Annotated in this window: 22 protein-coding genes; 11 read left to right on the forward strand and 11 right to left on the reverse strand. The window is 59.0% G+C overall.

The genetic code is table 11. The features are described from left to right. Positions 1-7 precede the first annotated feature (7 nt). Both arsM and HDF08_RS16410 read left to right on the forward strand, forming a co-directional pair. A complete protein-coding gene (gene arsM / locus HDF08_RS16405) occupies positions 8-916 on the forward strand; it encodes an arsenite methyltransferase (RefSeq protein WP_179639669.1) in 909 nt (302 codons plus the stop codon). A 17-nt stretch (positions 917-933) separates the two neighbouring features. Beyond that, a complete protein-coding gene (locus tag HDF08_RS16410) occupies positions 934-1,332 on the forward strand; it encodes an arsenate reductase ArsC (RefSeq protein WP_179639670.1) in 399 nt (132 codons plus the stop codon). A 32-nt stretch (positions 1,333-1,364) separates the two neighbouring features. Here the strand turns inward: HDF08_RS16410 and HDF08_RS16415 are convergent, their stop codons facing one another. From HDF08_RS16415 to hemL, 3 genes are all read right to left on the reverse strand, one after another. Then, a complete protein-coding gene (locus HDF08_RS16415; protein WP_179639671.1) occupies positions 1,365-2,273 on the reverse strand; it encodes an NADP-dependent oxidoreductase in 909 nt (302 codons plus the stop codon). A 135-nt stretch (positions 2,274-2,408) separates the two neighbouring features. Next, positions 2,409-2,555 (reverse strand): hypothetical protein, encoded by a 147-nt coding sequence (locus HDF08_RS21465; protein ID WP_218884734.1) that lies wholly within the window; start codon positions 2,553-2,555, stop codon positions 2,409-2,411. 29 nt (positions 2,556-2,584) lie between these two features. Beyond that, a complete protein-coding gene (gene hemL / locus HDF08_RS16420; protein ID WP_179640013.1) occupies positions 2,585-3,874 on the reverse strand; it encodes a glutamate-1-semialdehyde 2,1-aminomutase in 1,290 nt (429 codons plus the stop codon). A 74-nt stretch (positions 3,875-3,948) separates the two neighbouring features. Here hemL and HDF08_RS16425 point away from each other — a divergent pair, with 74 nt between their 5' ends. Together HDF08_RS16425 and purM are read left to right on the forward strand one after the other, a co-directional pair. Next, a complete protein-coding gene (locus tag HDF08_RS16425) occupies positions 3,949-4,398 on the forward strand; it encodes a thiol-disulfide oxidoreductase DCC family protein (RefSeq protein ID WP_179639672.1) in 450 nt (149 codons plus the stop codon). A gap of 145 nt (positions 4,399-4,543) precedes the next feature. Further along, entirely contained in the window at positions 4,544-5,674 is a 1,131-nt protein-coding gene (purM, locus tag HDF08_RS16430) for a phosphoribosylformylglycinamidine cyclo-ligase (protein ID WP_179640014.1), read from the forward strand. A 103-nt stretch (positions 5,675-5,777) separates the two neighbouring features. On the opposite strand, the gene HDF08_RS16435 is transcribed toward purM, so the two are convergent. Further along, the gene (locus HDF08_RS16435) at positions 5,778-6,440 is read right to left on the reverse strand and encodes a DUF6629 family protein (protein ID WP_179639673.1); all 663 of its coding nucleotides are present in this window, start codon (positions 6,438-6,440) and stop codon (positions 5,778-5,780) included. A gap of 99 nt (positions 6,441-6,539) precedes the next feature. Between HDF08_RS16435 and HDF08_RS16440 the strand changes: the two genes are divergently transcribed. Both HDF08_RS16440 and purN read left to right on the forward strand, forming a co-directional pair. Further along, on the forward strand, positions 6,540-8,276 hold the full coding sequence (locus HDF08_RS16440; protein WP_179639674.1) for an amidase: 1,737 nt from the start codon (positions 6,540-6,542) through the stop codon (positions 8,274-8,276). Between the two features lie 64 nt (positions 8,277-8,340). Then, a complete protein-coding gene (gene purN, locus HDF08_RS16445) occupies positions 8,341-8,949 on the forward strand; it encodes a phosphoribosylglycinamide formyltransferase (RefSeq protein ID WP_179639675.1) in 609 nt (202 codons plus the stop codon). Positions 8,950-8,973: 24 nt separating this feature from the next. On the opposite strand, the gene HDF08_RS16450 is transcribed toward purN, so the two are convergent. The 4 genes from HDF08_RS16450 to HDF08_RS16465 all read right to left on the reverse strand — a co-directional run bounded on the left by HDF08_RS16450 (position 8,974) and on the right by HDF08_RS16465 (position 12,742). Then, on the reverse strand, positions 8,974-10,194 hold the full coding sequence (locus HDF08_RS16450; protein WP_179639676.1) for a S1C family serine protease: 1,221 nt from the start codon (positions 10,192-10,194) through the stop codon (positions 8,974-8,976). Between the two features lie 240 nt (positions 10,195-10,434). Further along, positions 10,435-10,983, reverse strand: coding sequence for a hypothetical protein (locus HDF08_RS16455; protein ID WP_179639677.1), 549 nt, complete (start codon positions 10,981-10,983; stop codon positions 10,435-10,437). Positions 10,984-11,132: 149 nt separating this feature from the next. Continuing rightward, positions 11,133-11,789, reverse strand: a complete 657-nt coding sequence (gene coaE / locus HDF08_RS16460) for a dephospho-CoA kinase (protein ID WP_179639678.1) — start codon at positions 11,787-11,789, stop codon at positions 11,133-11,135. Between the two features lie 5 nt (positions 11,790-11,794). Continuing rightward, positions 11,795-12,742 carry a bifunctional 5,10-methylenetetrahydrofolate dehydrogenase/5,10-methenyltetrahydrofolate cyclohydrolase gene (locus tag HDF08_RS16465; protein ID WP_179639679.1) on the reverse strand — a complete coding sequence of 316 codons (948 nt, stop codon included), beginning with the start codon at positions 12,740-12,742 and terminating at the stop codon, positions 11,795-11,797. A 344-nt stretch (positions 12,743-13,086) separates the two neighbouring features. On the opposite strand from HDF08_RS16465, the gene HDF08_RS16470 reads away from it, so the two are divergent. The 5 genes from HDF08_RS16470 to HDF08_RS16490 all read left to right on the forward strand — a co-directional run bounded on the left by HDF08_RS16470 (position 13,087) and on the right by HDF08_RS16490 (position 20,177). Next, positions 13,087-13,335: a hypothetical protein gene (locus HDF08_RS16470; protein WP_179639680.1), complete on the forward strand. Its 249-nt coding sequence runs from the start codon at positions 13,087-13,089 to the stop codon at positions 13,333-13,335. A 62-nt stretch (positions 13,336-13,397) separates the two neighbouring features. Continuing rightward, a complete protein-coding gene (locus HDF08_RS16475) occupies positions 13,398-14,174 on the forward strand; it encodes a DUF3052 family protein (RefSeq protein ID WP_179639681.1) in 777 nt (258 codons plus the stop codon). 90 nt (positions 14,175-14,264) lie between these two features. After that, entirely contained in the window at positions 14,265-17,201 is a 2,937-nt protein-coding gene (gene ppc / locus HDF08_RS16480; protein WP_179639682.1) for a phosphoenolpyruvate carboxylase, read from the forward strand. 67 nt (positions 17,202-17,268) lie between these two features. Continuing rightward, complete coding sequence (locus HDF08_RS16485; RefSeq protein WP_179639683.1) at positions 17,269-18,096, forward strand: energy transducer TonB; 828 nt, start codon at positions 17,269-17,271, stop codon at positions 18,094-18,096. A 98-nt stretch (positions 18,097-18,194) separates the two neighbouring features. Continuing rightward, positions 18,195-20,177 carry a CocE/NonD family hydrolase gene (locus HDF08_RS16490; protein WP_179639684.1) on the forward strand — a complete coding sequence of 661 codons (1,983 nt, stop codon included), beginning with the start codon at positions 18,195-18,197 and terminating at the stop codon, positions 20,175-20,177. Positions 20,178-20,244: 67 nt separating this feature from the next. On the opposite strand, the gene HDF08_RS16495 is transcribed toward HDF08_RS16490, so the two are convergent. The 3 genes from HDF08_RS16495 to HDF08_RS16505 all read right to left on the reverse strand — a co-directional run bounded on the left by HDF08_RS16495 (position 20,245) and on the right by HDF08_RS16505 (position 24,047). After that, positions 20,245-20,988 (reverse strand): hypothetical protein, encoded by a 744-nt coding sequence (locus HDF08_RS16495; RefSeq protein ID WP_179639685.1) that lies wholly within the window; start codon positions 20,986-20,988, stop codon positions 20,245-20,247. A gap of 38 nt (positions 20,989-21,026) precedes the next feature. After that, entirely contained in the window at positions 21,027-22,367 is a 1,341-nt protein-coding gene (locus tag HDF08_RS16500; protein WP_179639686.1) for an MFS transporter, read from the reverse strand. A gap of 195 nt (positions 22,368-22,562) precedes the next feature. Continuing rightward, positions 22,563-24,047, reverse strand: a complete 1,485-nt coding sequence (locus tag HDF08_RS16505) for a TolC family protein (RefSeq protein WP_218884736.1) — start codon at positions 24,045-24,047, stop codon at positions 22,563-22,565. Positions 24,048-24,104 lie beyond the last annotated feature (57 nt).

Consider the following 24,104-nt stretch of genomic DNA (forward strand, 5'->3'; position numbering starts at 1 on the left):
GTGAGACATGGCACAGATTCTTGATTCCGTCCGCTCGAAGTATGGCGCGGTCGCGCAGAGCAAGCTCTCCAGCAACGATGCAGGTGTCAAGGCCGTGGCGGAGGCCTTCGGCTACTCCGCAGAAGAACTGACTTCCATTCCGGCTGAGGCCAACATGGGTTTGTCGTGCGGCAATCCCACAGCGACCGCGCATCTGAGAGCCGGTGAAGTTGTCGTAGACCTCGGCTCCGGTGGCGGCCTGGACGTGTTTCTCGCCGCGAAGATGGTAGGGCCGGAGGGGCGTGCCATCGGTATCGATATGACACCGGCCATGATGGAACGGGCACGGGCAAATGCGGCTTCCGGTGGATACACCAACGTGGAGTTCTACCAGTCCACCATCGACAAGATCCCACTACCGGATGCGTCGGTTGATTGCGTCATCTCGAACTGCGTCCTGAACCTGGCGCCGGACAAGCCTGTCGTCTTTCGTGAGATTGCCCGCATCCTCAAGCCGGGCGGCCGACTTGCAGTCAGCGACATCGCGCTCAAGGGAGAGCTACCGGAAGCCGTCGCCCAGAGCATGGCGGCATATGTCGGCTGCATCGCTGGTGCCATCAGGATTGACGACTACCGCACCGGCTTGCTGGCTGCTGGCTTCGAGCATGTGGAGATCGTGGACAGCGGCTCAAACCTCAACGCCTACGCGAAGGTGGAGAACCAGTCCGGCTGCTGCTCCCCGGCGATGGCCGAGGAGTCGTGCTGTTCGCCCATATCGGATAGGGACACCACACTGCACACGGAGCTGTCCGACCTCTTGAGCAAGTATGACCTGAACGCAGCAGCGGCAAGCGTAAAGGTATATGCCATCAAGCCCATGGCTGGAGCCACAAGCAAAACAGTCGCGTCATGCTGTGCTCCGGGTTGCTGTTCATAAGAGGCAGAGGAGGCGACATGCTCAAAGTAATCTTCGCCTGCGTGCACAACGCTGGTCGGTCTCAGATGGCGGCGGCGTTATTCAATCATCTTGCAGATCCACGGAAGGCACAGGCCGTTTCAGCTGGTACAGAGCCGGGAGACCGTATCCACCCGGAAGTGCAGGCTGTCATGCAGGAGATCGGCATCGACCTCAGCCACGCGAAGCCCCAGAAGCTCACGGAGGAACTCGCGAGGGCCGCGAACCTTCTGATCACGATGGGCTGCGGTGACAAATGCCCTTACGTCCCCGGCCTACGCCGGGACGATTGGCCGCTCCGCGACCCGAAGGGACTGCCGACAGAGGAAGTCCGGGCGATACGCGATGACATCAAAAGTCGCGTGCAGGTTCTTCTCAGGCTGGAAGGTTTAGATTAGTCTTCACAAAATCCGTTTCAAGGAACGCGCGGTCATGCTAATAAGAGAATCTTCCCGATGCCGCCCTTCTCCGCCTCAGCGTGTGCTTTCGCCGCGTCGGCAAGCGGCATCGTCCGATCAATAGAAATCTTGAACCTTCCCTTTGCAATATCTTCCGCGAGCGAACGCATACTCACTGCATCAGGATGCGAGCCAAAGGCCTCCACTCTTACGTCGGGGTAAAGTTTGGCATTTGGTGGAGGCCCCACCACGGAGGCAAAGCTTCCGCCCGGTTTGACCTTAGCCAGAAGCCCGTCGCCGACGTTGCCGCCAATCGTATCCGCGACCACCTCGACCAGGCCTAGTGAGTCCATCTCCTGTTGGCTATCGAGCGCGAGAACAGCATCGGCCCCGAGCTCCTCCGCAGCCTTCTTCTGTGAGCCGCGAACACCGGCGATGACGTGAGCACCAAGCTTCTTCGCCACCCACACGGCAGTGCGGCCCACGCTGCCCAGCGCGCCGGTGATGACAACCGTCTGGCCAGGCTGAACCTTCCCGGCCTGCGTAATGAGTTGCTCCCCAGTGTTCAACACCACAGGGAGTGCAGCGGCTTCGATGGGATCAAGGCCATCAGGAAGCTTCGACAAGCCCGCAAGATCACCCAAAAGCAGCTCGGCGTAGGTCTTGCCGGCACGCCCGAAGACCTTGTCACCCTCGGCATATCCCTCGACGCCTCTGCCGACTGAGCGTACGACGCCGGAGTAGTCGTACCCGAGGATGATGGGCAGTTCCAGCGGCATAAAATCCTTCATGGCGCCGCTACGGATCTTCCAATCGATCGGATTGACTCCCGCTGCGGTCACCTGAATCAGAATCTGGCCGTCTCCCGCCTGTGGATCATCCCACTCCTCATACTTCAGCTTATCGGGGCCGCCGTACTCGTGTAGCACCACTGCTTTCATAGCAATACCTCTCTCGCTTTTCAGGCTTAGATGCGGTTGATGGCGGCATCGGCCCACCGAAACAAACCCGTTCCAGGCCAGCCAAAAATAAATCTCAAAAAGTTGGCGTATCTTTTGAAGCCGAAAAGTAGGGTGCTAAAACACCACATCCACCACGCATCCCACCACGTCTTTACCATCAAAAAACCACGTCGAAACACCCGGTTTTCCCGCAACCCCCTTCAAAAACCTCAGCAAACCAGCAACTTTTCGCTCGCCCGCCACAGCAAAAAAAATCTGCAAAAAGTCCCGAAATTACTTCCAGGCAGGTTTCAGGAAAGCGACTTGCGGGCAGCTTCGAGGACCATTCCAATCTCCGCCTCCCCATGCGCGGTCGAAACGAAGGCGGCCTCGAACTGACTAGGAGGCAACCAGACTCCAGCGTCGAGCATGGCACGATGAAACCGGCCAAAGGCGACCGTGTCCGACGTCGCAGCCGAAGCAAAATCAGTAACTGGTTTATCCGTAAAAAACCACGTAAACATTGACCCAACGCGATTGGTCGTCAACGAAATTCCCGCCTCCCGCGCCACACCCGCAACCCCCTCAGCAATGCGAGCAGAGGTGCTCTCAAGGCCGTTGTAGACCTCCTCTTCATGCTTGAGCAGGTGACTCAAAGTAGCGATCCCCGCAGCCATGGCGAGGGGGTTTCCGCTCAGCGTTCCCGCCTGGTAGACAGGCCCCAGCGGAGCGAGCAACTCCATCACATCGGCTCGTCCCCCAAACGCTCCGCAGGGCAGCCCACCCCCGATAATCTTGCCCAGAGTCGTGAGATCCGGCTTCACGCCATAGACCTGCTGCGCACCGCCAAGCGAGAGACGGAAGCCAGTCATTACCTCGTCGAGAATGAGAAGTGCGCCGTACTCCGCGGTGATTTCCCGCAGGCCCTGCAGATAATCTGCAGCAGGGGCAATCGTCCCGGCGTTGCCGACCACCGGCTCAACAATGACGCAGGCAATCTCGTTTGGTCGTGCGGCGAAGGCCTCTCGCACAGCATCGAGATCGTTGTAGGGCAGCGCAAGAGTGTGCATCGCGGTCTCGGCGGGAACGCCGGCGGACCCAGGGATTCCCAGCGTAGCAACTCCGCTGCCTGCTTTGACCAGCATGGCGTCCGAGTGGCCGTGGTAGCAGCCTTCGAACTTGATGACGAAGTTGCGTCCTGTAAAGCCGCGCGCAAGTCGGATAGCTGACATACATGCCTCCGTGCCGGAGCTGACGAAGCGCAGCCTTTCGACCGAGGGAAAGCATCGCGTCACCAGTTCAGCCAGATCTGCTTCGGCCGCGGTGGAGGCTCCAAAGCTCGCCCCACGCGAGGCTGCCCTCTGAGTCGCCTCGACCGCTGGTGGAAAAGCATGTCCAAGAATCATCGGCCCCCACGAGCCGAAGAAGTCTAGGTACTTATTTCCATCCGCATCAAACAGATAGGCCCCTTCGGCATGGGTGACAAAGGGTGGATCACCCCCCACGGCGCGAAACGCGCGCACCGGCGAGTCGACGCCCCCGGGCAGAAACTTTTCAGCGCGAAGCTGCAATTGACGGGAGCGGGTGAGGCTGCGGGACATATCAACAGTATAAGAGGGCATATCATGAAAGTAGAAAACGAGAAGTTAGAAGACGAAGACAGAACCGAGGAGACATGACCGAGCCAGAACATGCAGAGATTGAGGGCCGGGCTCTACTGCTTTACGACGGCGTCTGCGCGTTGTGCAATGGCGTGGTTCAGTTCCTGCTCAAACACGACCGTAGCGAGAGGCTGCGCTATGCCCCGCTCCAGAGCGCTCTCGGCCGCGAAGTGCTCGACCGCTTCGGCATTCACAGCTTTCCCGATGGTGTAGTGCTTCTGACCGATGCCCTGAGGCCGCAGGAGCGGCTCTACCACCGCTCCGATGCGATTGCCGCGGCGTTGAAGCTGCTTTCGACCCCCTGGAGGCTTCTTGGGCGGCTGGTAACGCTGGTTCCCCGAGCCCTGCGTGAGTTCGGCTACGGCGTTGTTGCTCGCCTCCGCTACCGCATCTTCGGGCGCTACGATACCTGTCCTCTACCACCTTTGCATCAGCGACAAAAACTTTTGGGCGTGTACGAATAACGTTTGTTTACGATGCTTTGACCGCCGCCCTGCTAGACTAAACTTCTTCTTTTCAAGCACTACGATATGGAGCACGACCTTGCCGGATGAGACCTCCCCGCCGCCCGATTCAATCGCCACGCATTCCACCACGTCCGGGCGGGAGATGCCCGTGGAGACCACTTCGTTGCAGTCCGCAGTCGCACAGAGAAAAGCCGCTGGCATAAAGCGGCCTGCTTCGGAAGAAAAGACCAAGATCCCCTCAAAAAAGAGCATCAGCTATGCGGATGCCGGGGTGGACATCACCTCGGGCGACCGTAGCAAGCAGCGCATCAAGATGCTGGCGCGCAAAACCTTCAACAAACAGGTGCTGAGCGAGATCGGCGGCTTCGGCGGCTTGTTCGCGCTAGACCTGGAGAAGTTTCCCAACCCCGTGCTGGTCTCGAGCGCAGACGGCGTTGGCACGAAGCTGAAGGTCGCGTTTGAACTGGGCATTCACCATACCGTTGGCCAGGACCTGGTGAACCACTGCGTCAACGACATTGCTGTGCAGGGCGCGACGCCGCTGTTCTTCCTCGACTACCTGGCCACAGGCAAGCTCGAAGACATGGTGATCGAGCGGGTGGTGCAGGGTATCAGCGAGGCCTGCAAGGCCAACGGCTGTGCATTGATCGGCGGTGAGACCGCACAGATGCCTGGCTTCTACGCAGATGGCGAGTACGATCTTGCCGGCACGATCATCGGCGCAGTGAGCCGTGACAAGATCATCACCGGAGAACAGATTCAGATCGGTGATGTTCTGGTGGGGCTGCCTTCTAACGGACTACATACGAACGGATATTCGCTAGCGCGCAAGCTGCTGTTTGAAGTCGCGAAGTATGGCCCGGAGCAGTACATCAACGAGCTGAAAGACAAGACTGGAGCCGCGTTGATGCGGACGCATCGCAGCTATCTGTCGGTGATCAAGAAGCTGACCGGAGCCGAGGTGGTGAGCGGAATGGCGCACATTACAGGAGGTGGAATCACCGAGAATCTGCCGCGCATTCTGCCGAAGGGCATGGGAGCGCTGATCGACCGTGCCTCGTGGACGGTACCGCCACTGTTTGAACACCTGCAACAATTGGGCAATGTGGATGAGGACGAGATGCTGCGGACCTTCAACATGGGCATTGGTCTGATCGCGGTGATTCCGGCAGAGAAGATCAAGAAGGCGAAGGCGATTTTGAACCGCGCGAACGAACGGCACTGCCTGATTGGCCGCGTGGTGCGTGGGGAACGCAAGGTCAGCTACAACTAGATAGTCGCAGTGTCGCTTTACGAGCCCGCTGGCCACTGTATTCTTTTACATGGTGGCCGGGGACTTTCGTTTTGGCGCGGTTTTCTTCGGCGAATGAAGTCCGCTAAGCGAGGGGAGTGTAGGTAGATGGGCGGTGCGCACGGCTGCGGCGAAAGAAGAAGTAGATGATGACGCTGACGACGGCGGCGTAGGCGCACCAGACCGAGGTGAAGGCGTATCTCTTGACCAGCATGACGACGAGCAGCCCTACAAGGTTGAGCCACGCCAGGGTGATGAGGTCGCGGAAGCCAGAAAAGAAGAGCGAGCCGCAGGTAGCGATGACATAGAGGATTGCAATGACCGTCGTGGTTGTGATGCTGTTGACGTAGACGATGCTGTTGTCCTGCACCGAGACCTGCAGCGGATAGGCGATCAGGCCCCAGAGCATGTAGAGCATGAGTATGCAGCCGAGGATGGCGAAGGGGAGCATCTGACGGCGGAGCTTGTGGGTAGGCTCGATGAGCAGGACGCTGAGAGGAAGGAGAAACGGCAGCAGACCTTGGGCGTAGAGAACGTATGCTGCCCCAGCGTTATGGGTCACCGTAGAGGAGAGGATTCCGCCGAGGCCCAGCCAGACGAATCCTTCGATGAACTGGTGGAAGGCGAAGAGGCAGGGCATGGCGGCGAAGAGCAGCTCGCGGCGGTGCTTTACTTCAGTCAGCGTGGCGACGCCGATGCCGCCCAGAACAGCACTGCCGACAAAGTTCGCGGTTGCAGAGAAACACATAGGAGCCTCTTGGTTCAGGCCATCATAACTTGAGTGTCTAGCGATGGATTTGTGTTCTTATAGAAGGCACCAAATCTCTCAAGATCATTCAAGGACAATATGAGGATTCGAGTCAGCGCTTGCCTTGCTCTTGTCGTGGTCGGCTTGTTGTCAGGTACTTGTTTGTACGCGCAGGATGCGCCTTCCGTGAATGCGCGGGCTTCGCAGACAGCAATGGATCGCGACCTGTTGGAGGTTACGATTCCTCGCCTGGAGGAGTTGTACCGTGCCCACAAGTACACCGTGACCGAGGTGGTGGAGTGGTACCTCGCGCGAATTGCGAGGTACAACGGAATCTATCGCGCCGTGCAGACGGTGGATACACAGAATGCGCTGGCCACTGCGGCTCGAGAAGATGCAGAGGCAAAGGCTGGTGGGAGCGGCTTTCGCCGCAGGCCGATGTGGGGCGTTCCGATTGTGACGAAGGCGAATACGAGTATTAAGGGGCTGGTGACGACCGATGGGTGGAAAGGCTACTTGATTCCAGGGCACGAGCTGGTCGCCCCAAAGGATGCGACCATCGTGGCAAAGCTGCGGGCGGCTGGAGCGGTGATTCTGGGGCAAACAAACATGCCGGACTTTGCGGCGAGCGATACTAATCGCAGCACGGCGTTTGGGCGGACGGGTAATGCTTACGACGTCCGATTCAGCCCAGGCGGCTCGTCGGGCGGAACTGTAACGGCGGTGACAAGCAACTTTGCGCTACTGGGCAACGGGACCGATACGGGGAACTCGATTCGCATGCCGTCGGCGACGAGCTCGGTGGTAGGCGTGTTTCCGACGCGCGGGCTGGTGAGTATCACGGGGATCGCGCCCCTGGATTGGCTGCTGGACAACACGGGGCCAATCGCTCGCACAGTGACCGATGCGACGATCGCGCTCGATGTGATGGCCGGAGAGGACGCTGCGGATGCGCGCACAGTCGATTTCACCGCGAAGGCACAAAGAGGGCCGTATACGCAGTATCTGAAGACGGATGCGCTGAAGGGCAAGCGGTTTGGCGTACCGGCTTTCATTCTTGCGGGAGCTGGGATTGCCTTTCAAGGTATCCCTGCATCGGCAACAGCGAGCGAGGTGGCCGAGGATACCGAGGACGCACGTGAACCCTTGCGACCAGAGACGCGGGCGGCGTTTATAAAGGCGATTGAAGGTTTGCGGGCGGCGGGAGCTACGGTCGTGTTCGATGATTCGATTCTGCCGGACAGCTTTGCCGTGACAGTGGGACGAGTGGGGACGTTTCCTTATGTGAAGGAGGGAACGGAGAAGTTTCTGGCGGAGTATGGCCCGGCGGAGTATCACTCGGCTGCGGAGTATGCGAAGGTGGTAGGATCGCCACTCCCAACAACCATAATCGGTGGCGCCGATCCCGCAACAAGACGAGGACGACCGGCGATCGTGCAGGAGTCGATCGAAAGCGATCCGCAGGCTGAAGCAAATTTTTACGCCCCGCGCAGGAAGGCGCTCGAAACCTACAACGAGACGCTGGACCGATTGCAACTCGACGGGTTTGTCTACCCGGCGACGCAGATGCCGCCGCCGGATGAGACGATGCCGCAGAATGGAAAGCTCAGCGAGGGACCGCACAGTGATACTGGATGGGTGAACATGATCGGCGTGCCGGCTGTGGTGGTGCCGGGCGGCTTCTATCCCGACGGACTGCCGTTTGGGCTGGAGATCTCGGCCCGGCGGTGGGAAGATGGTGATCTGCTGGGCTGGGCCTATGCGTATGAGCAGGCAACGAAGCATCGCAGGCCGCCGGTGCTGGTGGAGAATGGCTTGCTGCCGGATGCGCGGTAAGGATTGTGAGTCGGCGAGACATCAAGCGTAGGCGTCGCCTAAAATCTAAACAAGGGACCCCTTCATGCATCGACTCGGCATTCTTCTCTCCGGCAGAGGCTCAAACTTTCTTGCAATCGCTAGGGCTATCCACGAACACCGGCTGCTCGGCACGGAGATCGCCGTGGTATTGTCAAATCTTGAAGATGCTCCGGGGCTTTCAGCAGCGAACGAGCTGAAAATTCCAGCGTTTGCGATTCCTTCCGCTGGCCGCAAGCGTGCTGAGCATGACGCGGAGATGATCGCGCGGCTGCATCAGCACAAGGTTGATCTGGTCTGCCTGGCGGGGTACATGCGCATCATCTCAACGGTGTTTGTGGAGGCGTTTCCAGATCGGATTCTCAACGTACACCCGTCGCTGTTACCTGCTTTTCCGGGGCTTGATGCGCAGGCGCAGGCGCTGAAATATGGAGCCAAGGTCGCCGGATGCACCGTGCACTTTGTCGATGAGGCAGTGGATCATGGCGTCATCATTGTGCAGAAGACTGTGCCCGTCCACGACGACGATACCGATAAGACACTGTCGGCTCGCATCCTCGAACAGGAGCACCGCGCCTATCCGGAGGCGATCGCGGCTGTACTTAGCGGCGAATACTCCATCCAGGATCGCCGCTACGTTCGCAGCAAAGTTTAACAGCAATGTCCTGCCGGACGCCTCCTACGTCTCGCGACCAGCCTGCCCTTGCTGCTCAGTTGCATCGTTCAGCCTTACCTTTACGTCGACCCGTTTGCGCCCGCGGAAGACTGTAAGTGTCACCTCGTCGCCCGCTTTATGCGAGTTCATCACTGCCGCCAGATCCTGCGCGTTGGTGATCTCCTGTCCGTCCATCGCGACGATCAGATCGCCGCCCAGCATCACGGGTATGTTTCCCTGGTAGGCCCTTTGAGTTCCCCCGTGCAGCCCGGCTTTCTCCGCTGCGCCGCCTGGCAGGACACGCTCGATCAACAACCCATAGTCAGCCGCCAGACCGATCTGTTGCGCAACCTCCGGACCAATCTCCAGCGTGGCGATGTCGAGCGACGGACGACGGATTCGACCGTATTTCGCGAAGTCTGCGATGACAGCTTTGGCCGTATTGACCGGGATAGCAAAACCAATACCAGCCGACTGATCAACGCCATTCGAAGCAATGAGAGTGGTGATCCCGATGACCTCGCCGCGGGAGTTGAGCAGTGGGCCGCCGGAGTTGCCTGGGTTGACGCTGGCGTCGGTCTGAATCGCGTCTTCAATGGGATTGTTGTTGGGCCCGCGAATCGACCGAATCGCCGAGATGATTCCGCGTGTCATGGTGCCGGACAAGCCGAACGGATTGCCGATGGCGTAGACGCGCTGACCCACGGTGAGGCTCTGCGACTCTGCGAGCGTTGCCGGCTGAAGGTTAGGAGCATTGTTGATCAGAAGCAGAGCGAGATCATGTCCTTTATCCACGCCAACGACGGTAGCCTTGTACTTGTGCTTGTCAGAGAGCGTGACCTCGACGCGTTGGGCGTTGTCGATGACGTGGTTGTTGGTGAGGATGTGTCCCTGCTTGTCCAGAATGAATCCGGAGCCTTGCCCCTGCTGCGGAACCGGGCCGTAAAAGAAGTCCATCGCGATCGCTGTGGAAGTGATGTTGACCACCGACGGCAAAGCCTTCTTGTAGACCGCAATATTCTGCTGCTCCTCGGTGTCGTACGCGGGCGCGGCATGGGCCTCGGTCAGCTCGAAGGTTCCCAGCGGGCCATTCACGGCTGCAGTATTCGTCGCAGGCAGTGATGCGGAGGGCGCTGCGGCACGATGGAGCCAGGGCGAAGCGGCTCCTGTCGACCAGACGTGCGTGGTCAGGTAGTAAAAGCCGGAGAGAAGAAGGACCACAAGGAGAACGGGGCGCAGTTTCATCGTGAGCACGACCTGATCTTTCAAATAGCCGGTTGCGAAAGACCGACACATCTTATTGTATCGAGCCGCGCGCCCTGCTGCTCGGGCGGCGTATAGTCGCGGATCCTATCGAAGCGATTCAGATGATTGTCAGAACAGTGGGACTACGAACCGAATTCGTCCCACTTTTTGGAGAGCATCGGGCACCCAATCGGTCGTGCTCCCGCCCTCTTTGCTGGACAGGGCTAAGTCTCGACCTTCTCACACCATTCGCTGCAGCCGATTGAGTGCCGAGGGCTTGATACGCGGCGCATGGAGGAAGTTCTCGCGTTCGGGCAGGCGTTTGGTCTGCACCTCCCAGGGCTCCTCCCTGACCTTTACCGGACCGGCCCACGATTCGGCTTCGAGGTCGACGCTGTCGATGCTTGCGCGACCTACCAGCGAGCGGTCAGTGCGATCGAGCCGATCGGATCCATCGCCGCGCTCAAGCCACTCCGTACGCTCGGAGCGTTCCGGACGGACGATCCCCTCTACCTCTTTTCTCTTCGCCACAACCTCAATATCTTCCAACGCAGGCTCGGCGTCCTGATCGCTGCTATGAACGGCGGCCATCAACGAAGCCATGAAGTTTGCCATCATGCGCTGCGCACACTTCTGTCCGCACAGGTGCTTGGCGCCCTTGCGCGAATTCTTGGGCGACTCCCAGCCACGAACTTTCAACTCCCCGTCCTGCTCGTAAGCGACGAACCAGTAGTTACTCGTCTGCTTCTCTGCTGCACAGATATCGCAATTGATAGCTTGCCGGATCATCTGCCCGTCTCCTTATCCCTCGGTGAAGTGTGCCTGTCTGACACAGTCCTTTCATCGGCAAAAGATCGAAATGCATCATCCGAGGATAGTCAATTGTTTGTTGGGTTCGACGCAGCAGGTTCCACTCTCTAAATTCAGACAAAGATCATCTACGCCGCGGCTTCGAGGATCGGCCAGAGTTGATCGACCTGCCACTCCAGTTCGGGCAGCGCACCACCGTTGGTCAGTACATAGTCTGACAAAGCTGCCTTCTGCTCGTCGGAGATCTGCTGTGCCAGCCTGCGACGCGCCTCCGCTTCGAACTCCGTGCGTTGCTCCTCGCTGATCGACCTGCCGGCGGAAGACCGAGCGACAAATCGTGCGACCTTCACCTCCTCTGGAGCCGTCACTAAGATGATCCTGTCGAAACGACTTTGCCAGCGCGAACCATCTGCGGCACCGTAGTGCGTCTCGAAGATCAGCGCTGACTCCACCATCACGACGGCGTGAGGATTCTTGTGAAAGATTGTTTCGGTCAACTCCATCTGGCGCGCAATCACAAGAGGATGAGCGATTGCATTCAACTCTTCAACGCGGCCCTCCGTGAAGGCGATGCGTGCCAGGACAGTGCGGTCAAGTGTGCCATCGGCCAACACCACGTTGGGGCCAAAGTGCGCGACCATCCCGTCATAGATCGGCTGGCCGACCTCCATCAGCTCGCGGCCGATCGCATCCGACTGCAGGATATGCGCCCCGAGAGCTGCGAACAGGTTCGCCGCGGTTGACTTGCCGCTTCCCAGGCCGCCGGTGAGTCCAACGCGCAGCATCGTGGCTACTTGCTCCCCCGCGAGATTCCCCGGCGCAGCTTCGCCGCAGCTACCGTGTTCTGCATCAACATCGCTATGGTCAGCGCGCCGACTCCACCCGGGACCGGGGTGTACGCGCCCGACACCGCAAAGGCAGCCGGATGAATGTCCCCGACGACGACCGATCCGCGTTTGGCAAAAGTTGCCGCCCGGGCCGGATCGCCCGGGAAGAACTCTTCCACCTCGGCGGCTTCGGTGATGCGATTGATTCCGACGTCTATTAGCGTCGCGCCCGGCTTGACCATCTTCGAGGTAATAAACCCCGGCCGACCAATCGCTGCTACGAGAAGATCAGCCTCGCGGGTGAAGCTACCGAGGTCGACCGTTTTGCTGTGGCATACAGTCACCGTGGCAGAGGCATTTAGCAACATCACCGCCGTCGGTTTGCCTACGATATCCGAGCGCCCCACGACGACCGCGTTCTGGCCTGCGATTGGCAATCCGCTCCGCCGCAAAATCTCGAGGATGCCCGCAGGTGTGCATGGAGCCAGCCCCGCCTGACCGCTCTGCAACCTGCCCATGTTCACGGGGTGAAATCCATCCACGTCTTTGTCCGGAGAGACAGCCTCGAGGAGCCGCTTGGTGTCCACGTGCTTCGGCAGCGGAAGCTGGATCAGGATTCCGTCGATGTCATCGCGGGCATTCAAAGCCGCGACCAGCGCCAGCATCTCGTCAGTCGTGATGCTCTCCGGTGGTGTGATCATCTCGCTGAAGATTCCCAACTCGCTGCAGGTCTTCACTTTGGTTCGGACGTAAATCTGTGACGCAGGCTCTTCGCCGACCAAAATCACCGCCAGCCCAGGAGTGATCCCGCGAGCCGAGAGAGCTCGGACTTCGGCTGCGACCTCGGCCTTGATCCGGGTGGCGATGGCGACGCCGTCCAAAAGCGCCGGAGTTCTCTTTATCTCATCCATACATCTTTCATGGTATCGCGCTCCCCCGCATCTCCGACGATAAGATAGTTCCGTGAGCGCGCAATCCCTGCCGCCGCAGATCTGCAGTACGTTGTCTGTCCAGTGTGCCATCAGAAGCTTGGCCGCGCCGGAAATGTCATCTCGTGCACGGGAGATGCGGGTGACGCTATCCGGTGATCGAAGGATCTCCCGTACTGCTTGCGAACCGCACTCTCTGCTGGGAGCGCCTCAAGGAAACTTTCCAGGCCATCTTTTCGTAAAGTCCTCTGACGATAGGTCGATATATGACGTCTAACACTTTGGGTAAGCTGACGGCGAACACACGCCGAGCAGGAGAAGAACAAATGACAAAGGCTAAGGGTGCCCACGTCGAAAAGTTCGCTGAGGCCGATCTCTCCGGATTGCGGGAAGATCTGATGAAGTCGGGTCTCGACTCCTGGCAGGCCGCCGATCTCATCAGCAGCTTTCTTGTCGCGCGCGGTTACGGGGTCTCCACGCAGGATGCTCGCAAAGCGGCCTTCCGGATGGAGGCTATCAGCTGCTCCCTGCCCTGCCTCCAAGAGGAGTTGGAGAAGATCGCGCAGCTGATGTGAGGTATGACGTCAGGGCGATGGCCTAAAATCCTTTGCAACACAGCGCGAACCCGCGAAAGCCCATGAAGATCGTCAGACTTCTCTCCTGGCACGAAGACGTTATGACAAAGGCGGCGGCGCTGAAACGCCGTGGCCTGAAGATCGACGCCTCTCCTCTGATCAGAACCTCAGCAGTTGTCGGTGAGCTTGCCCATCTCAACCCTGCCGTGCTCATCTTCGATCTGGACAAACTTCCATCGCGCTCCCGTGAGATCGCTCTAATTCTTCGCTCCAGCAGATCCGCACACCATATACCGATTCTCTTCGCAGGCGGATCGCCCGAAAGAACTGAACGAATCCGCGTAGAAAATCCCGACGCCAGTTACGCCTCCTGGTCCGAAGTTCCTGGCGCCCTCGCCGCACTCCTTGCTCATCCACCGGTCACTCCGGCTGTCGCCCCACCACGCGACTTCTCGGCGACACCCCTGCTAAAAAAATTAGGAATCAATACGAGCATGGAGGTAGCTCTAATCGCCGCCCCGGATGGCTTCGAAGAGCTGCTAGGCGATCTCCCGGAAAACACCGCACTACTCTCGCGCCTGCGCCCCACCACAAGTCTCGCGCTGTGTTTTACCCGCTCACTCGAAGACCTGTCCTCCACACTGGATCTCCTGACACTTCGTCTCCCCAGGCCAGCATCCGTCTGGATCATTCATCCCAAGCGCAGCGGCAAACACCACGTCGACTTCAACCAGAATCATGTACGCGATGCGTCCCTCACGGCAGGTCTGGTCGACTACAAGGTCTGCTCCATCAACGAAGTCTGGTCCGCTCTAAAATTTGCCTGGCGCAAGCGTTAGCCCGTCGTGCCTGATCCCCTTCACCACCTAAAACACCTGCGCTACCTCATCTAAATATTCTTCGGCCATCTCACAAGGCATAATCAAAGCATGTCGTCTCTCTGGTCTCCAACCGACTGGCCCCAGCGCCTCGCCGAACTCCAGGCTCCAACTGGTGAGTTGAAAGAAGCTCCTCTGCGTCGCGACGTCCGTTCTCTCGGTATGTTGCTCGGCGAGGTGTTACGCGAGCAGGCCGGTGAGCCTCTCTACGAGGCCGTCGAGGCGCTTCGCCGCATTGCAATCGCCCGTCGCGAAGCAGAGGCCCCGCAAACCGGAGCTGCCGACCAAGCCGCCGCCACCGCCCATCTTCAGCAGGCGCTCGCCCGCGTCCACACGCTTGACCTTCCCGCTGCCTATCAGCTGGCCCGCGCCTTCGGCTTCTACTTCGAGCTCATCAACCTCGCCGAGACCAACCATCGCAAGCGGCGGCGCCTCTCCTTGCAGCTCAATCAGAATGCCAGCGCATCCGGCTCTATCCAACGTGGCGATCTGCGCGGAACTCTTCGTCGTCTGCGCCAGGCTGGCGTTACCACCGAACAGGTGCACGCTCTGCTGACTCGCATCTGCGTCTCCCCGGTCTTCACCGCACATCCCACCGAGGTCGCCCGGCGCAGCGTCATGTTCAAGCGCCGCCGCATCTCCGATCTGCTCGAGCAGCTCGACCGCATCCCCGTCCCCGAACCCCACCTCGAATCTCTTGAACGCGACCTGCTGGCCGAGATCACCGCACTCTGGCAGACTGATGACGTGCGCAGCGCCCGCCCCACAGTGCTCGACGAGATCCGCATGGCGCTCGACTACTACGAGTCCAGCCTCTTCGACACCCTCCCCGTCCTCTACTCCGAAGTCGCCACCGCGCTCGCCGCTGAATACCCCAGCGAGAAAAGCTTCAGTTCAGTTACAAATAGACCCGAACAAGACAAATCCTCAACGACTCAATCCTGTATTGCCGATCTTCCCTTGCTGATCCGCTTCGGTTCCTGGATCGGCGGCGACCGGGATGGCAATCCCTTCGTCACTCCCCAGGCGACTCGTGACGCCCTCGCGATGGCTCGCACGCTCCTGTTCACGCACTATCGACGCCGCCTTCAGAACGTCTTCGAACAGCTTGCAAGCTCCACCCAGCAGGTTCCCGTCTCCAACGAACTAAGCGCGCTGCTCGACTGTTACCTCAGCCAACTTCGCACCGCTGGTCAGAGCGCCCTGGGCGAACGCTTCCCTCACGAGTCCATCCGGCTCCTCATCGCCTGCATCATGATGCGGTTGGGAGCAACTCCCCAATCCGCCGTTCCCGTTCCAGCCAATCCCGCGCTCAAGCCCTACACCCGCGCCTCCGAGATGCTCTCCGATCTGACCATCCTTCGTGATTCGCTGATCGGCAACAGCGGTCCGCGACTCGCCGAGATGCTGATCGATCCGCTGCTGATAGAGGTTCGCACCTACGGACTGCACCTGCAGACGCTGGACATCCGCCAACACGCCCGCGTCCACGCCGCCGCCGTCGCCGAGGTCTCGGCATGGTGCCCTTCCAACTCGACTGACTCCCTGAACCTTCCGTCATCTCTCAGTGAGCAGACCGCCGAGGTCCTCGACACCTTCCGCACAATCGCTGAGCTCAAACAAACGTACTCTCCGGAGTCCATCCGGCAGTACGTTATCAGTGGTGCAACCAGCGCCGAAGATGTACTCCAGGTGATCTGGCTTGCGCGTCTCGGCGGCGTCAGAGTGGAAGGCACAGCCCCGGCTGCAAATGGAAGAGTAGACGATCCTGGCCTCCAACCTGTCCCCCTCTTTGAGTCTATCGAGGATCTTCAGAATGCCCCGGCAATCATGCGCAAGCTCTGGACGAGCGATGTCTACAAGCCACTGCTCGCAAGCTGGAATCGACACCAGGAAGTCATGCTCGGCTACTCCGACTCCAACAAGGACGGCGGCATGATCACAAGTACGTGGGAGATATGGAAGGCCCACCGAGCACTCCACGAGGTCGCTCGCGAGTGCAACGTGACGTTGCGTCTGTTCCACGGTCGCGGCGGCACCGTCGGTCGCGGTGGTGGACCGACGCACCGCGCCATCTTCGCTCAGCCTGTCGACAGCTTCACCGGCGAACTTCGCATCACCGAGCAGGGAGAGGTCCTCAACTGGAAGTACTCCGACGTAGTGCTCGCCGAGCGCAATCTCGAGCTGATGATCGCCGCAAGCCTCGACGCACTGGCCCGCCCCGATGCAGCGCTGCAGCGTGGCGCGGAGACTCCCCATCTCACCGGCGAGATCCTTCCCGCATGGGAGGCCACGCTCGACGAGCTTTCGGCTACCTCCTACGAGTTCTACCGCAAACACATCGTCGACAGCGCCGACACGTTTACCTACTTCGAGCAATCCACTCCCGTCGCGGAGCTTGAACACGCCCGCCTCGGCTCACGCCCCGCTAAACGGAGCGGTAAAAAATCCATGGCCGATCTGCGTGCTATTCCATGGGTCTTCGGCTGGATGCAGTCGCGGCAGCTTGTTCCTGCCTACTTCGGCGTCGGCCACGCGCTTCATCAATTCATTCAATCCAAACCCGACGGCCTCGCGCAGCTTCAAACTATGGCCCGCGCCTTCCCTCTCTTTCTCGATATCATGCGTAACGTCGAGATGGCGCTTGCGAAGGCAGACTTCGGGATCGCCCGCCTCTACGCGTCACTGGTCGAAGACGAAGCCCTGCGCGACCGCGTCTTTACTACCCTCGAAGCTGAGTTCAACCTGACCCACCGCATGATTCTCGAGATCACGCAGCAAAAGTCGCTCCTCGAAACCAACCCTGTTCTCGAGCGCTCCATCCGGCTGCGCAATCCCTATGTCGATCCGATGTCGCTCATACAGGTCGAACTGATGCGACGCAAACGAGCCGCTCTGAGAAAAGGAGAACCCAATTCTCCCGAGCTGGACCGCGCCATCTCCGCAACCATCAACGGCATCAGCGCCGGCCTCCGCAATACCGGCTGAGGACTCTGTAGGTCTATCTCTCATTTTGCTGTTTCACTAGGCTTATTTTTCGTCTAGATTCGAACTCATGCTGATTTTGCGTTCGCCTCTTGCTCGTTGCGCTTTTGCGTTCATTTTCTCCTGCCCGCTCTTACCATCCCTCAACGCACAATCGACCGAAGCGGACATCAAAGCCAAGCTGAAAGACAAGCCCCTCTACCTACGCGGACTCTGGCGAGAAGATAAATTGCACTTCGATTCCAACGGTACACTCATCGGAAAGTCCGGTACAGTTACCTTCACGGTGTGCGGCTTCGACCTTAAGTCGGTTAAATTAAAGCCGGATAAACTCATCCTCGAAGGCCCCCGCGTCGGTCTCGAATTAGCGGACAACAAGCAAAACCGCGTTCACCTCGACTCTCCCATCCATATCGAGATAGATGCAAGCCCAAGTGGCGACTATGGACCTGCGCTTGATGCAGTCTTTGTCGATGGGCTCGATAAGCTAGTTCCATCCATGCCGTATTACTGGAAGAACTATGCGGAAAAGAACTTCCTGCCAACTTCCACCACAACAACGCCTGCAGCCACTTCGGCAGACTCTGACTCACAGTCACCGAACACGAGGCCTAGAAAGATCGGTGGTGCGATCACCCCGCCAAAGGTTGTGAGATACGTCAATCCCAATTACAACAACGTGGCAAAAGATAAAAAGTATAGCGGGACTGTCCTCATGAACTTATGGGTAGGAAGCAACGGCGCGATAAGTCACCTTAGTGTTCGTCGGGCGTTGGGGCTTGGTATGGACGAAGATGCGATGGCCGCCGTGCAGCAGTACACCTTCGAACCAGCAAAGGAGAATGGGAAACCCGTAACGGTCGAACTCAATATTGAAACTGCCTTTTCGTTCCACTAGTGTTAGTAAAAATCTTCCACTTCGACGAAGCTCATGTCGCCACCAGTTCGTCTCCTATTACGTCTCAAAAGCCTTATATGAATTGGAAGAAGACTCCAATGCGCTTGTCTAACCTGATAGCTCTATTTCTCGCCGTCGCTCCGATTGCTTTTGCCCAAGGTCCACGGCCCCAGCTCTCGCCTGAGGAGACCAAGGCTCTCATCGAAAAGCGCGAAGCTATCGAGAGGCAACTGGAAGATGTCGCCGTCATCGACCGCAAGGTAATGGTTCCGATGAGTGACGGTGCGCGTATGGCCGCCGATATCTATCGCCCGAAAGATACAAGCAAGAAGTATCCGATCATCTTCAGCCGCACGCCCTACAACTTCAACTTCTGGGACGTGAAGCTCGGGACGTATCGCGACATGAGCCAGGAGCTCGACGCCGTCAAGCGCGGCTATGTCCTGATCGAGATGAACGAGCGCGGACACTTCTTCTCCGAGGGCAACTACGACATCCTCGGCGCACCTCTCTCCGATGCCAACGATCAGCTCGACTGGATGGCCGCGCAACCCTGGTCCAGCGGCAAGATCGGTCTCATCGGCTGCTCTTCCACCGCAGAGTGGCAGCTCGCCGCAGCTTCACTGGGCAACAAGGCACTCACCACAATCATTCCGCAGAGCTTCGGCGCTGGCGTCGGCAAGGTCGGTCCATACAACGAACAAGGGAATTGGTATCGCGGCGGCGCCGTACAGATGCTCTTCATCGACTGGCTCTATGGCGAACAAAACCAGGTGCGTCCCAGCTTTCCAAAGGACACCTCACAAGCTGATCTCATCAAGGCATCGAAACTGTTTGACCTCGCACCGCAGCTTCCTCCTGTCGACTGGGCCAAGGCCTTTCAGCATCTGCCAGAGCAAGAGATCATCTCCGCCATTGATGGCCCGAAGGGCATCTTCTCCGACAAGATGCCGAACACCACCGGAGGCGCCATGATCCAGCGCACGCCGAACGATCCCGCGTGGCGCAAGGGCGGCATCTGGCAGTCCGACACCATGCCGATCAACGTTCCGGGCTTCTGGTTCATGACCTGGTACGACGTCTCCATCGGTCCAAATCTCGCTGCTTACAACTTCGTCCGCTCCGCCGCTAAAGGTGAGGCGGCAAACGAGCAGTACGCGGTGATTGCCCCCACACTTCACTGCGGCTACAAGCGTGCCAAGGAGGACACCATCGTCGGCGAACGCAGCATGGGCGACGCACGGCTCGACTACGACGCGCTCACTTACGCCTGGTTCGATCACTTCCTCAAGCACGAAGACAACGGCTTTCTCCAGAAGACACCCAAGGTGCAGTACTTCACCATGGGCATCAACAAGTGGCAGCACTCTGAGAGCTGGCCTCCTGAAGGCGCAAAGCCCGTAACGCTCACCCTCTCCAGCGGCGGCCATGCGAACACACTTCACGGCGACGGCGTTCTCTCCTTCTCTTCAACGCCACCCGCAAAGTCGAAGGCGAAGTCTCCAGATATCGCTGACCTCTTCACCTACGATCCCATGAATCCCACACCGAGCTATGGCGGCAACGTCTGCTGCGCAGCCAATACGATCTCTGGCATGGGCGGCGCGCTCGATCAACGCAAGATGGAGGAGCGTCCCGACATCCTTGTCTATACCAGTGAGCCGCTGAAAGAAGGCATGGAGGTAAGCGGCCCGATTACGGCAACGCTCTACGTCTCCTCCGACGTGAAGGATACCGACGTCACCGTCAAAGTCATCGACGTCCTGCCCGACGGCACCGCCTACAACCTCGACGAGACGATCCAGCGCCTTCGCTACCGTGAGGGCGACGACCACACTGTATGGATGGAGAAGGATAAGATCTACAAAGTGACCCTAACCCCGATGAACACCAGCAACTACTTTGATGTTGGCCACAGAGTTCGCATCGAGGTCGCCGGCTCAAACTTCCCACGGTTCGACCGCAATCTCAACACAGGCGGCAACAACTACGACGAGACCACTGGGCTCGTCGCTCACACCGCCATCCATCACAGCAGCCAGTATCCAAGCGCCGTGATACTAACGGTGGTAAAGCACTAAGCCATCGGGATCGCAAAAGGGGGGAGCGCCATGAACTCGCCCTTTTCTATTTGTTCCAGACTAAGACTCAATACCCCTGATCCGCCCGGAACGCCGTCACTTTATTCTTCACAAACGTGACCGCCATCGGTTTACCAAGATTCGCAAACACCACCATGCGGTTTCCGTAGTCGTTACTCGTGCTCTTACTCACCTGTCCCAACGAGAGTTCCACCTGCCGCTCGTTCATTCCGAGAATGACTTGGTGTGTGTCCACTGCCTTCCAGATCTCCGGTCCCCAGTGCTTGTACAGATCATGCGGATCGTCATAGAACAGGATCTCGTCGGTATAAAAGGTGTACTGGCCCCCCTGCCGGTACCCCACTGGCACGGCATACTCCTTGGTATCTCCTGCGACATCGGGCCGCGTGAAGACCATCAACACCTGCTTGTCGCCGCCTGGGATTCGAAACGTCGCAGCCTTAGGAGCCACCTGCTCAATCGCGTCCTTCACGACCAGAGGCTCCGCGCCCAACAACGTTCCGGCAGCCTTGCCGTACTGAGCCGCATGTCCAACGAGAGGGTAGTATTCGAGCTGTCCGCCAGCCGAAACCCAGACCGTCGTGCCAGCCAGATCCTTGATGTCTTTCAGCGTATCCGGCCGCTTCTTCTTTAAGAAGACGAGATCGTCCTCGGGAATCACCTCGCGCGCAGGCGCCTTCACCGAGTTGTCTGGAGCATTTCGCTCCCGGTAGATCAACCCCACACGAATGCCCACCGCCAGCACCAGCACCACAGTCGCCCCGATCGCCGCCTTAGCCCCATTCTGCATCGACTCTCCCTTACCCCTTAGATAGCAACCTCTGCACTCTAATCTACCGGCTCTGCGACACTCAACTCCTCATTGGCTCCCATCAAAGCCTCCGCCGTCAGAGCGTCAGCATTGCGCAGCTGCGGGAACAGCCCGGCAGCAGAGGCCGTCACCAGCATCGACCCGATTCCCCCAACCACCACGGCCCGAACCGCACCCCACCAGTGCGCCGTCACGCCGCTCTCGAACTCGCCAAACTCATTCGAAGCTCCGATAAACAGCCAATTCACCGCACTCACGCGTCCACGCATCTCAGGCGGAGTCGCCAGTTGCAGCACGCTCGACCGAACCACCACGCTCACCATGTCACTCGCGCCGACGATGACAAGGGCCGCTGCACTCAGATAGATGCTCTTCGACAACCCGAAGACAACCGTTGCCACGCCGAAGATTCCAACGCACACCAGCATCGTCAGACCGGCTCTGCGCTTTATCGGCCTCACGACCATCAACAGAGAAACCGCGAGCGCGCCCACCGATGGCATCGCCCGGAGCAATCCAAGCCCGCGCGGCCCAGCATGCAGAATGTCAGTCGCAAAGATCGGCAGCAGCGCCGTTGCTCCGCCCAACAGCACGGCAAACAGGTCCAGCGAAATCGACCCCAACAAAAGCTTCGCTCGCCACACATACTCCAACCCTGCCAGCACCGTCTTCATGCTGAAGGCCTTCTTCTCCGTGGTAACCATCTTCGTTCGAATCATACCGACCAGCACGATGAACCCAACCAGCATCAGGAGCGTGAAGCTGTATACAAGCGGCGCGCCATTACACATCGCCGCAACACCGGCCAGCGGTAGCGTAAACAGCAGGCCGCCGACGGCGGGGCCGGACATATTCGCAATCTGGTAGACCGTCGCCCCCCAGGTCACCGCGTTGACGAAATCTTCCTTCGGCACCAGGCTTGGCAGCATGGCACTTGCCGCCGGCCCGCTGAACGCTCTGCCCAACCCAATCCCCACCAGTACCGCATAGATCGGCCAGATTCGCCCATGCTGCAACGCCGTCGCACTCAAGGAGAGCCACAGCAGCACAGCCGTGCAACACGCCTGCAATCCATAACAGAGCAGAATAATCCTGCGCCGGTCATATCGGTCCGCAGCATGTCCTGCGGCCAGCATGACGAACAACCCGGGCAGAAAGAGCGCGAGCCCCGTATATCCAAGGTCCAAGGCAGAGTGGGTGATCGCATATACCTGCCATGCCACAGCGACCGACTGCGCCTCTGCGCCCAGAATCACCATCAACCGCGCCGCTTGATATAGCCGAAAGTCCCGTGACTTGAATGCCGAGCGGTAACCCTTCTCTACCGCCGGCTTCACTCGTTCCGAACCATCCGCCATGCCCTATGTTTTCACACTTCTGTTACGAAAGTGTCACCATCTCCGGGATCTCCTTCGCTCTCTAGCCAACATCTGAAGCATCACCTGACTTCTCGAGCCTTCAGGCCGAAGACGCCTCTCCCCAGCGAGAGCGCATCGCAAGGACATAAGGCAATCACGCCTCATTTTGTTGGAGATTCCCGCGTCGAAGGAGCTCTATCGGCCCAGGTAAACTTTGTATTGGGTTTCGACAACTCCGGTATTCCGCGCCAGTTGCAGCTTCGACTGGTTGTATTGATACAGCGTATCCACCAGCCTGCTCTGCGCCGCCGCCAACGTCGCCTGCGCCTGCACGACCGGTAGATTATCATCCACCCCGGCAGAGAAGCGGTCCGTCGCATCCTGCAGTTCCTGGGTCGCGAGGTCCACGTTGCTCTTCGCCACCTTCACCAGATCATTCGACGACTGAACATCCAGCATCGCCGCGCGAATCTGCTGCTCGATCGTCACCCGAAGCGAGTCGATCTGCTGTTTCAGCCCCGTAACCTGCGCGTCTGCTACCTCACGCTCGCCGCGAAGCTGTCCTTCCTGAAACACCGGTACGCTTACCTTGCCTGTCGCCGCAAACACTCCATGGTAGAGCGAACCAATCTCCCCCAGCACGCCGTAGTATCCATCGAACGAGACCACCGGGAGACGCTCCGCCCGCACTGCCTTCCGCGCCTTGGCTGCAACCTCAAGCTGCGCCTGCAGACTCAGCAGATCCTTCCGTCTCTGAAAAGCCAGATTCTTCGCATCTTCGAGCGGCAGCTGCGCAAACTCCGCATAAGGAGCCGTATCGGTCAGCGCAATCTCCTGGTCCGCAGGGAGTCCGATCAGCCGGTTCAGCGCAATCTTGTCCTTCGCAAACGCGTTCTCATCGTTGATTAGCGCCTGCTGTTGCGTCTGCAGTTGAACCCTGGCGCGCAACTCATCCAGATTCGTCCCCACGCCCGCCTCGTGCGAGGCCTTCGCCTGCTGGTACGCCACCTCATCCGCTTTCTCCAGAGCTTGCGCATTCGCAATCTGCGAGGCGTCCGCCAATGCAAGGAGATACTGTGTGCCCACGGAAAGAGTGACGTTGCCCAGCTGATTCAAGGTCGTGAGATTAGCCGCCTTCACCGCTTGCTGCGCCGATCGGAACAGGTAATAGGCGGGCACATTGAAGAGTTGCTGATTCAGGCTCAACTGCGCCGAAGCCGTATTCACCTTGACAATCTCGTTGAACGTTCCTGGCGCAAGGCCAAATCCCGCCAGTGACGAGGCCTTGAATCCCTGCGCCGCGAGATTGATCTCCTGGGCCTCAACCGCTCCCTTGGCCGTCAGACTCGGCAACAAACTATTTTCGACGGTCAACACTTGGCCGCGCACCGCTCGTTCGTTCTGGATGACCAGCAGCATCTGCAGGTTGCGCTTCTCTCCCCGAGCGATCGCGTCATCAAGGCTCAGCGGCAACGCCCCAGCCGTCCCCTGCTCAACCACCACCCCGCCCGGCAGTTTGACGATATTCGGCACCGGCGCCGGCGGAAGATCAACGTTCTGGGTCTGAGCACCTTGGCTCTGCGCAATCGCCAGGGGAACGCTTAAAATCAGCGCCGCAGTCCACACCGCAGCCCATAGCCGCGTCTTCGCTTCTCTTGAAATTCCAGTCTGGGCTTTCATGCTCTCTTATTAGAGTGCCACACTCCCCTCTCGATGCAGAAATAGCGAGAAAACGGT

Origin of the sequence: Tunturiibacter empetritectus (genome assembly GCF_013410875.1) — a bacterium.
Taxonomy (GTDB): domain Bacteria; phylum Acidobacteriota; class Terriglobia; order Terriglobales; family Acidobacteriaceae; genus Edaphobacter; species Edaphobacter empetritectus.

Excerpts from the sequence above, each read along its gene's own strand:
- arsM (WP_179639669.1), top strand. The coding sequence starts at position 8 with ATGGCACAGATTCTTGATTCCGTCCGCTCGAAGTATGGCGCGGTCGCG.
- HDF08_RS16410 (WP_179639670.1), top strand. The coding sequence starts at position 934 with ATGCTCAAAGTAATCTTCGCCTGCGTGCACAACGCTGGTCGGTCTCAG.
- HDF08_RS16415 (WP_179639671.1), bottom strand. The coding sequence starts at position 2,273 with ATGAAAGCAGTGGTGCTACACGAGTACGGCGGCCCCGATAAGCTGAAG.
- hemL (WP_179640013.1), bottom strand. The coding sequence starts at position 3,874 with ATGTCCCGCAGCCTCACCCGCTCCCGTCAATTGCAGCTTCGCGCTGAA.
- HDF08_RS16425 (WP_179639672.1), top strand. The coding sequence starts at position 3,949 with ATGACCGAGCCAGAACATGCAGAGATTGAGGGCCGGGCTCTACTGCTT.
- purM (WP_179640014.1), top strand. The coding sequence starts at position 4,544 with ATGCCCGTGGAGACCACTTCGTTGCAGTCCGCAGTCGCACAGAGAAAA.
- HDF08_RS16435 (WP_179639673.1), bottom strand. The coding sequence starts at position 6,440 with ATGTGTTTCTCTGCAACCGCGAACTTTGTCGGCAGTGCTGTTCTGGGC.
- HDF08_RS16440 (WP_179639674.1), top strand. The coding sequence starts at position 6,540 with ATGAGGATTCGAGTCAGCGCTTGCCTTGCTCTTGTCGTGGTCGGCTTG.
- purN (WP_179639675.1), top strand. The coding sequence starts at position 8,341 with ATGCATCGACTCGGCATTCTTCTCTCCGGCAGAGGCTCAAACTTTCTT.
- HDF08_RS16450 (WP_179639676.1), bottom strand. The coding sequence starts at position 10,194 with ATGAAACTGCGCCCCGTTCTCCTTGTGGTCCTTCTTCTCTCCGGCTTT.
- HDF08_RS16455 (WP_179639677.1), bottom strand. The coding sequence starts at position 10,983 with ATGATCCGGCAAGCTATCAATTGCGATATCTGTGCAGCAGAGAAGCAG.
- coaE (WP_179639678.1), bottom strand. The coding sequence starts at position 11,789 with ATGCTGCGCGTTGGACTCACCGGCGGCCTGGGAAGCGGCAAGTCAACC.
- HDF08_RS16465 (WP_179639679.1), bottom strand. The coding sequence starts at position 12,742 with ATGGATGAGATAAAGAGAACTCCGGCGCTTTTGGACGGCGTCGCCATC.
- HDF08_RS16470 (WP_179639680.1), top strand. The coding sequence starts at position 13,087 with ATGACAAAGGCTAAGGGTGCCCACGTCGAAAAGTTCGCTGAGGCCGAT.
- HDF08_RS16475 (WP_179639681.1), top strand. The coding sequence starts at position 13,398 with ATGAAGATCGTCAGACTTCTCTCCTGGCACGAAGACGTTATGACAAAG.
- ppc (WP_179639682.1), top strand. The coding sequence starts at position 14,265 with ATGTCGTCTCTCTGGTCTCCAACCGACTGGCCCCAGCGCCTCGCCGAA.
- HDF08_RS16485 (WP_179639683.1), top strand. The coding sequence starts at position 17,269 with ATGCTGATTTTGCGTTCGCCTCTTGCTCGTTGCGCTTTTGCGTTCATT.
- HDF08_RS16490 (WP_179639684.1), top strand. The coding sequence starts at position 18,195 with ATGCGCTTGTCTAACCTGATAGCTCTATTTCTCGCCGTCGCTCCGATT.
- HDF08_RS16495 (WP_179639685.1), bottom strand. The coding sequence starts at position 20,988 with ATGCAGAATGGGGCTAAGGCGGCGATCGGGGCGACTGTGGTGCTGGTG.
- HDF08_RS16500 (WP_179639686.1), bottom strand. The coding sequence starts at position 22,367 with ATGGCGGATGGTTCGGAACGAGTGAAGCCGGCGGTAGAGAAGGGTTAC.
- HDF08_RS16505 (WP_218884736.1), bottom strand. The coding sequence starts at position 24,047 with ATGAAAGCCCAGACTGGAATTTCAAGAGAAGCGAAGACGCGGCTATGG.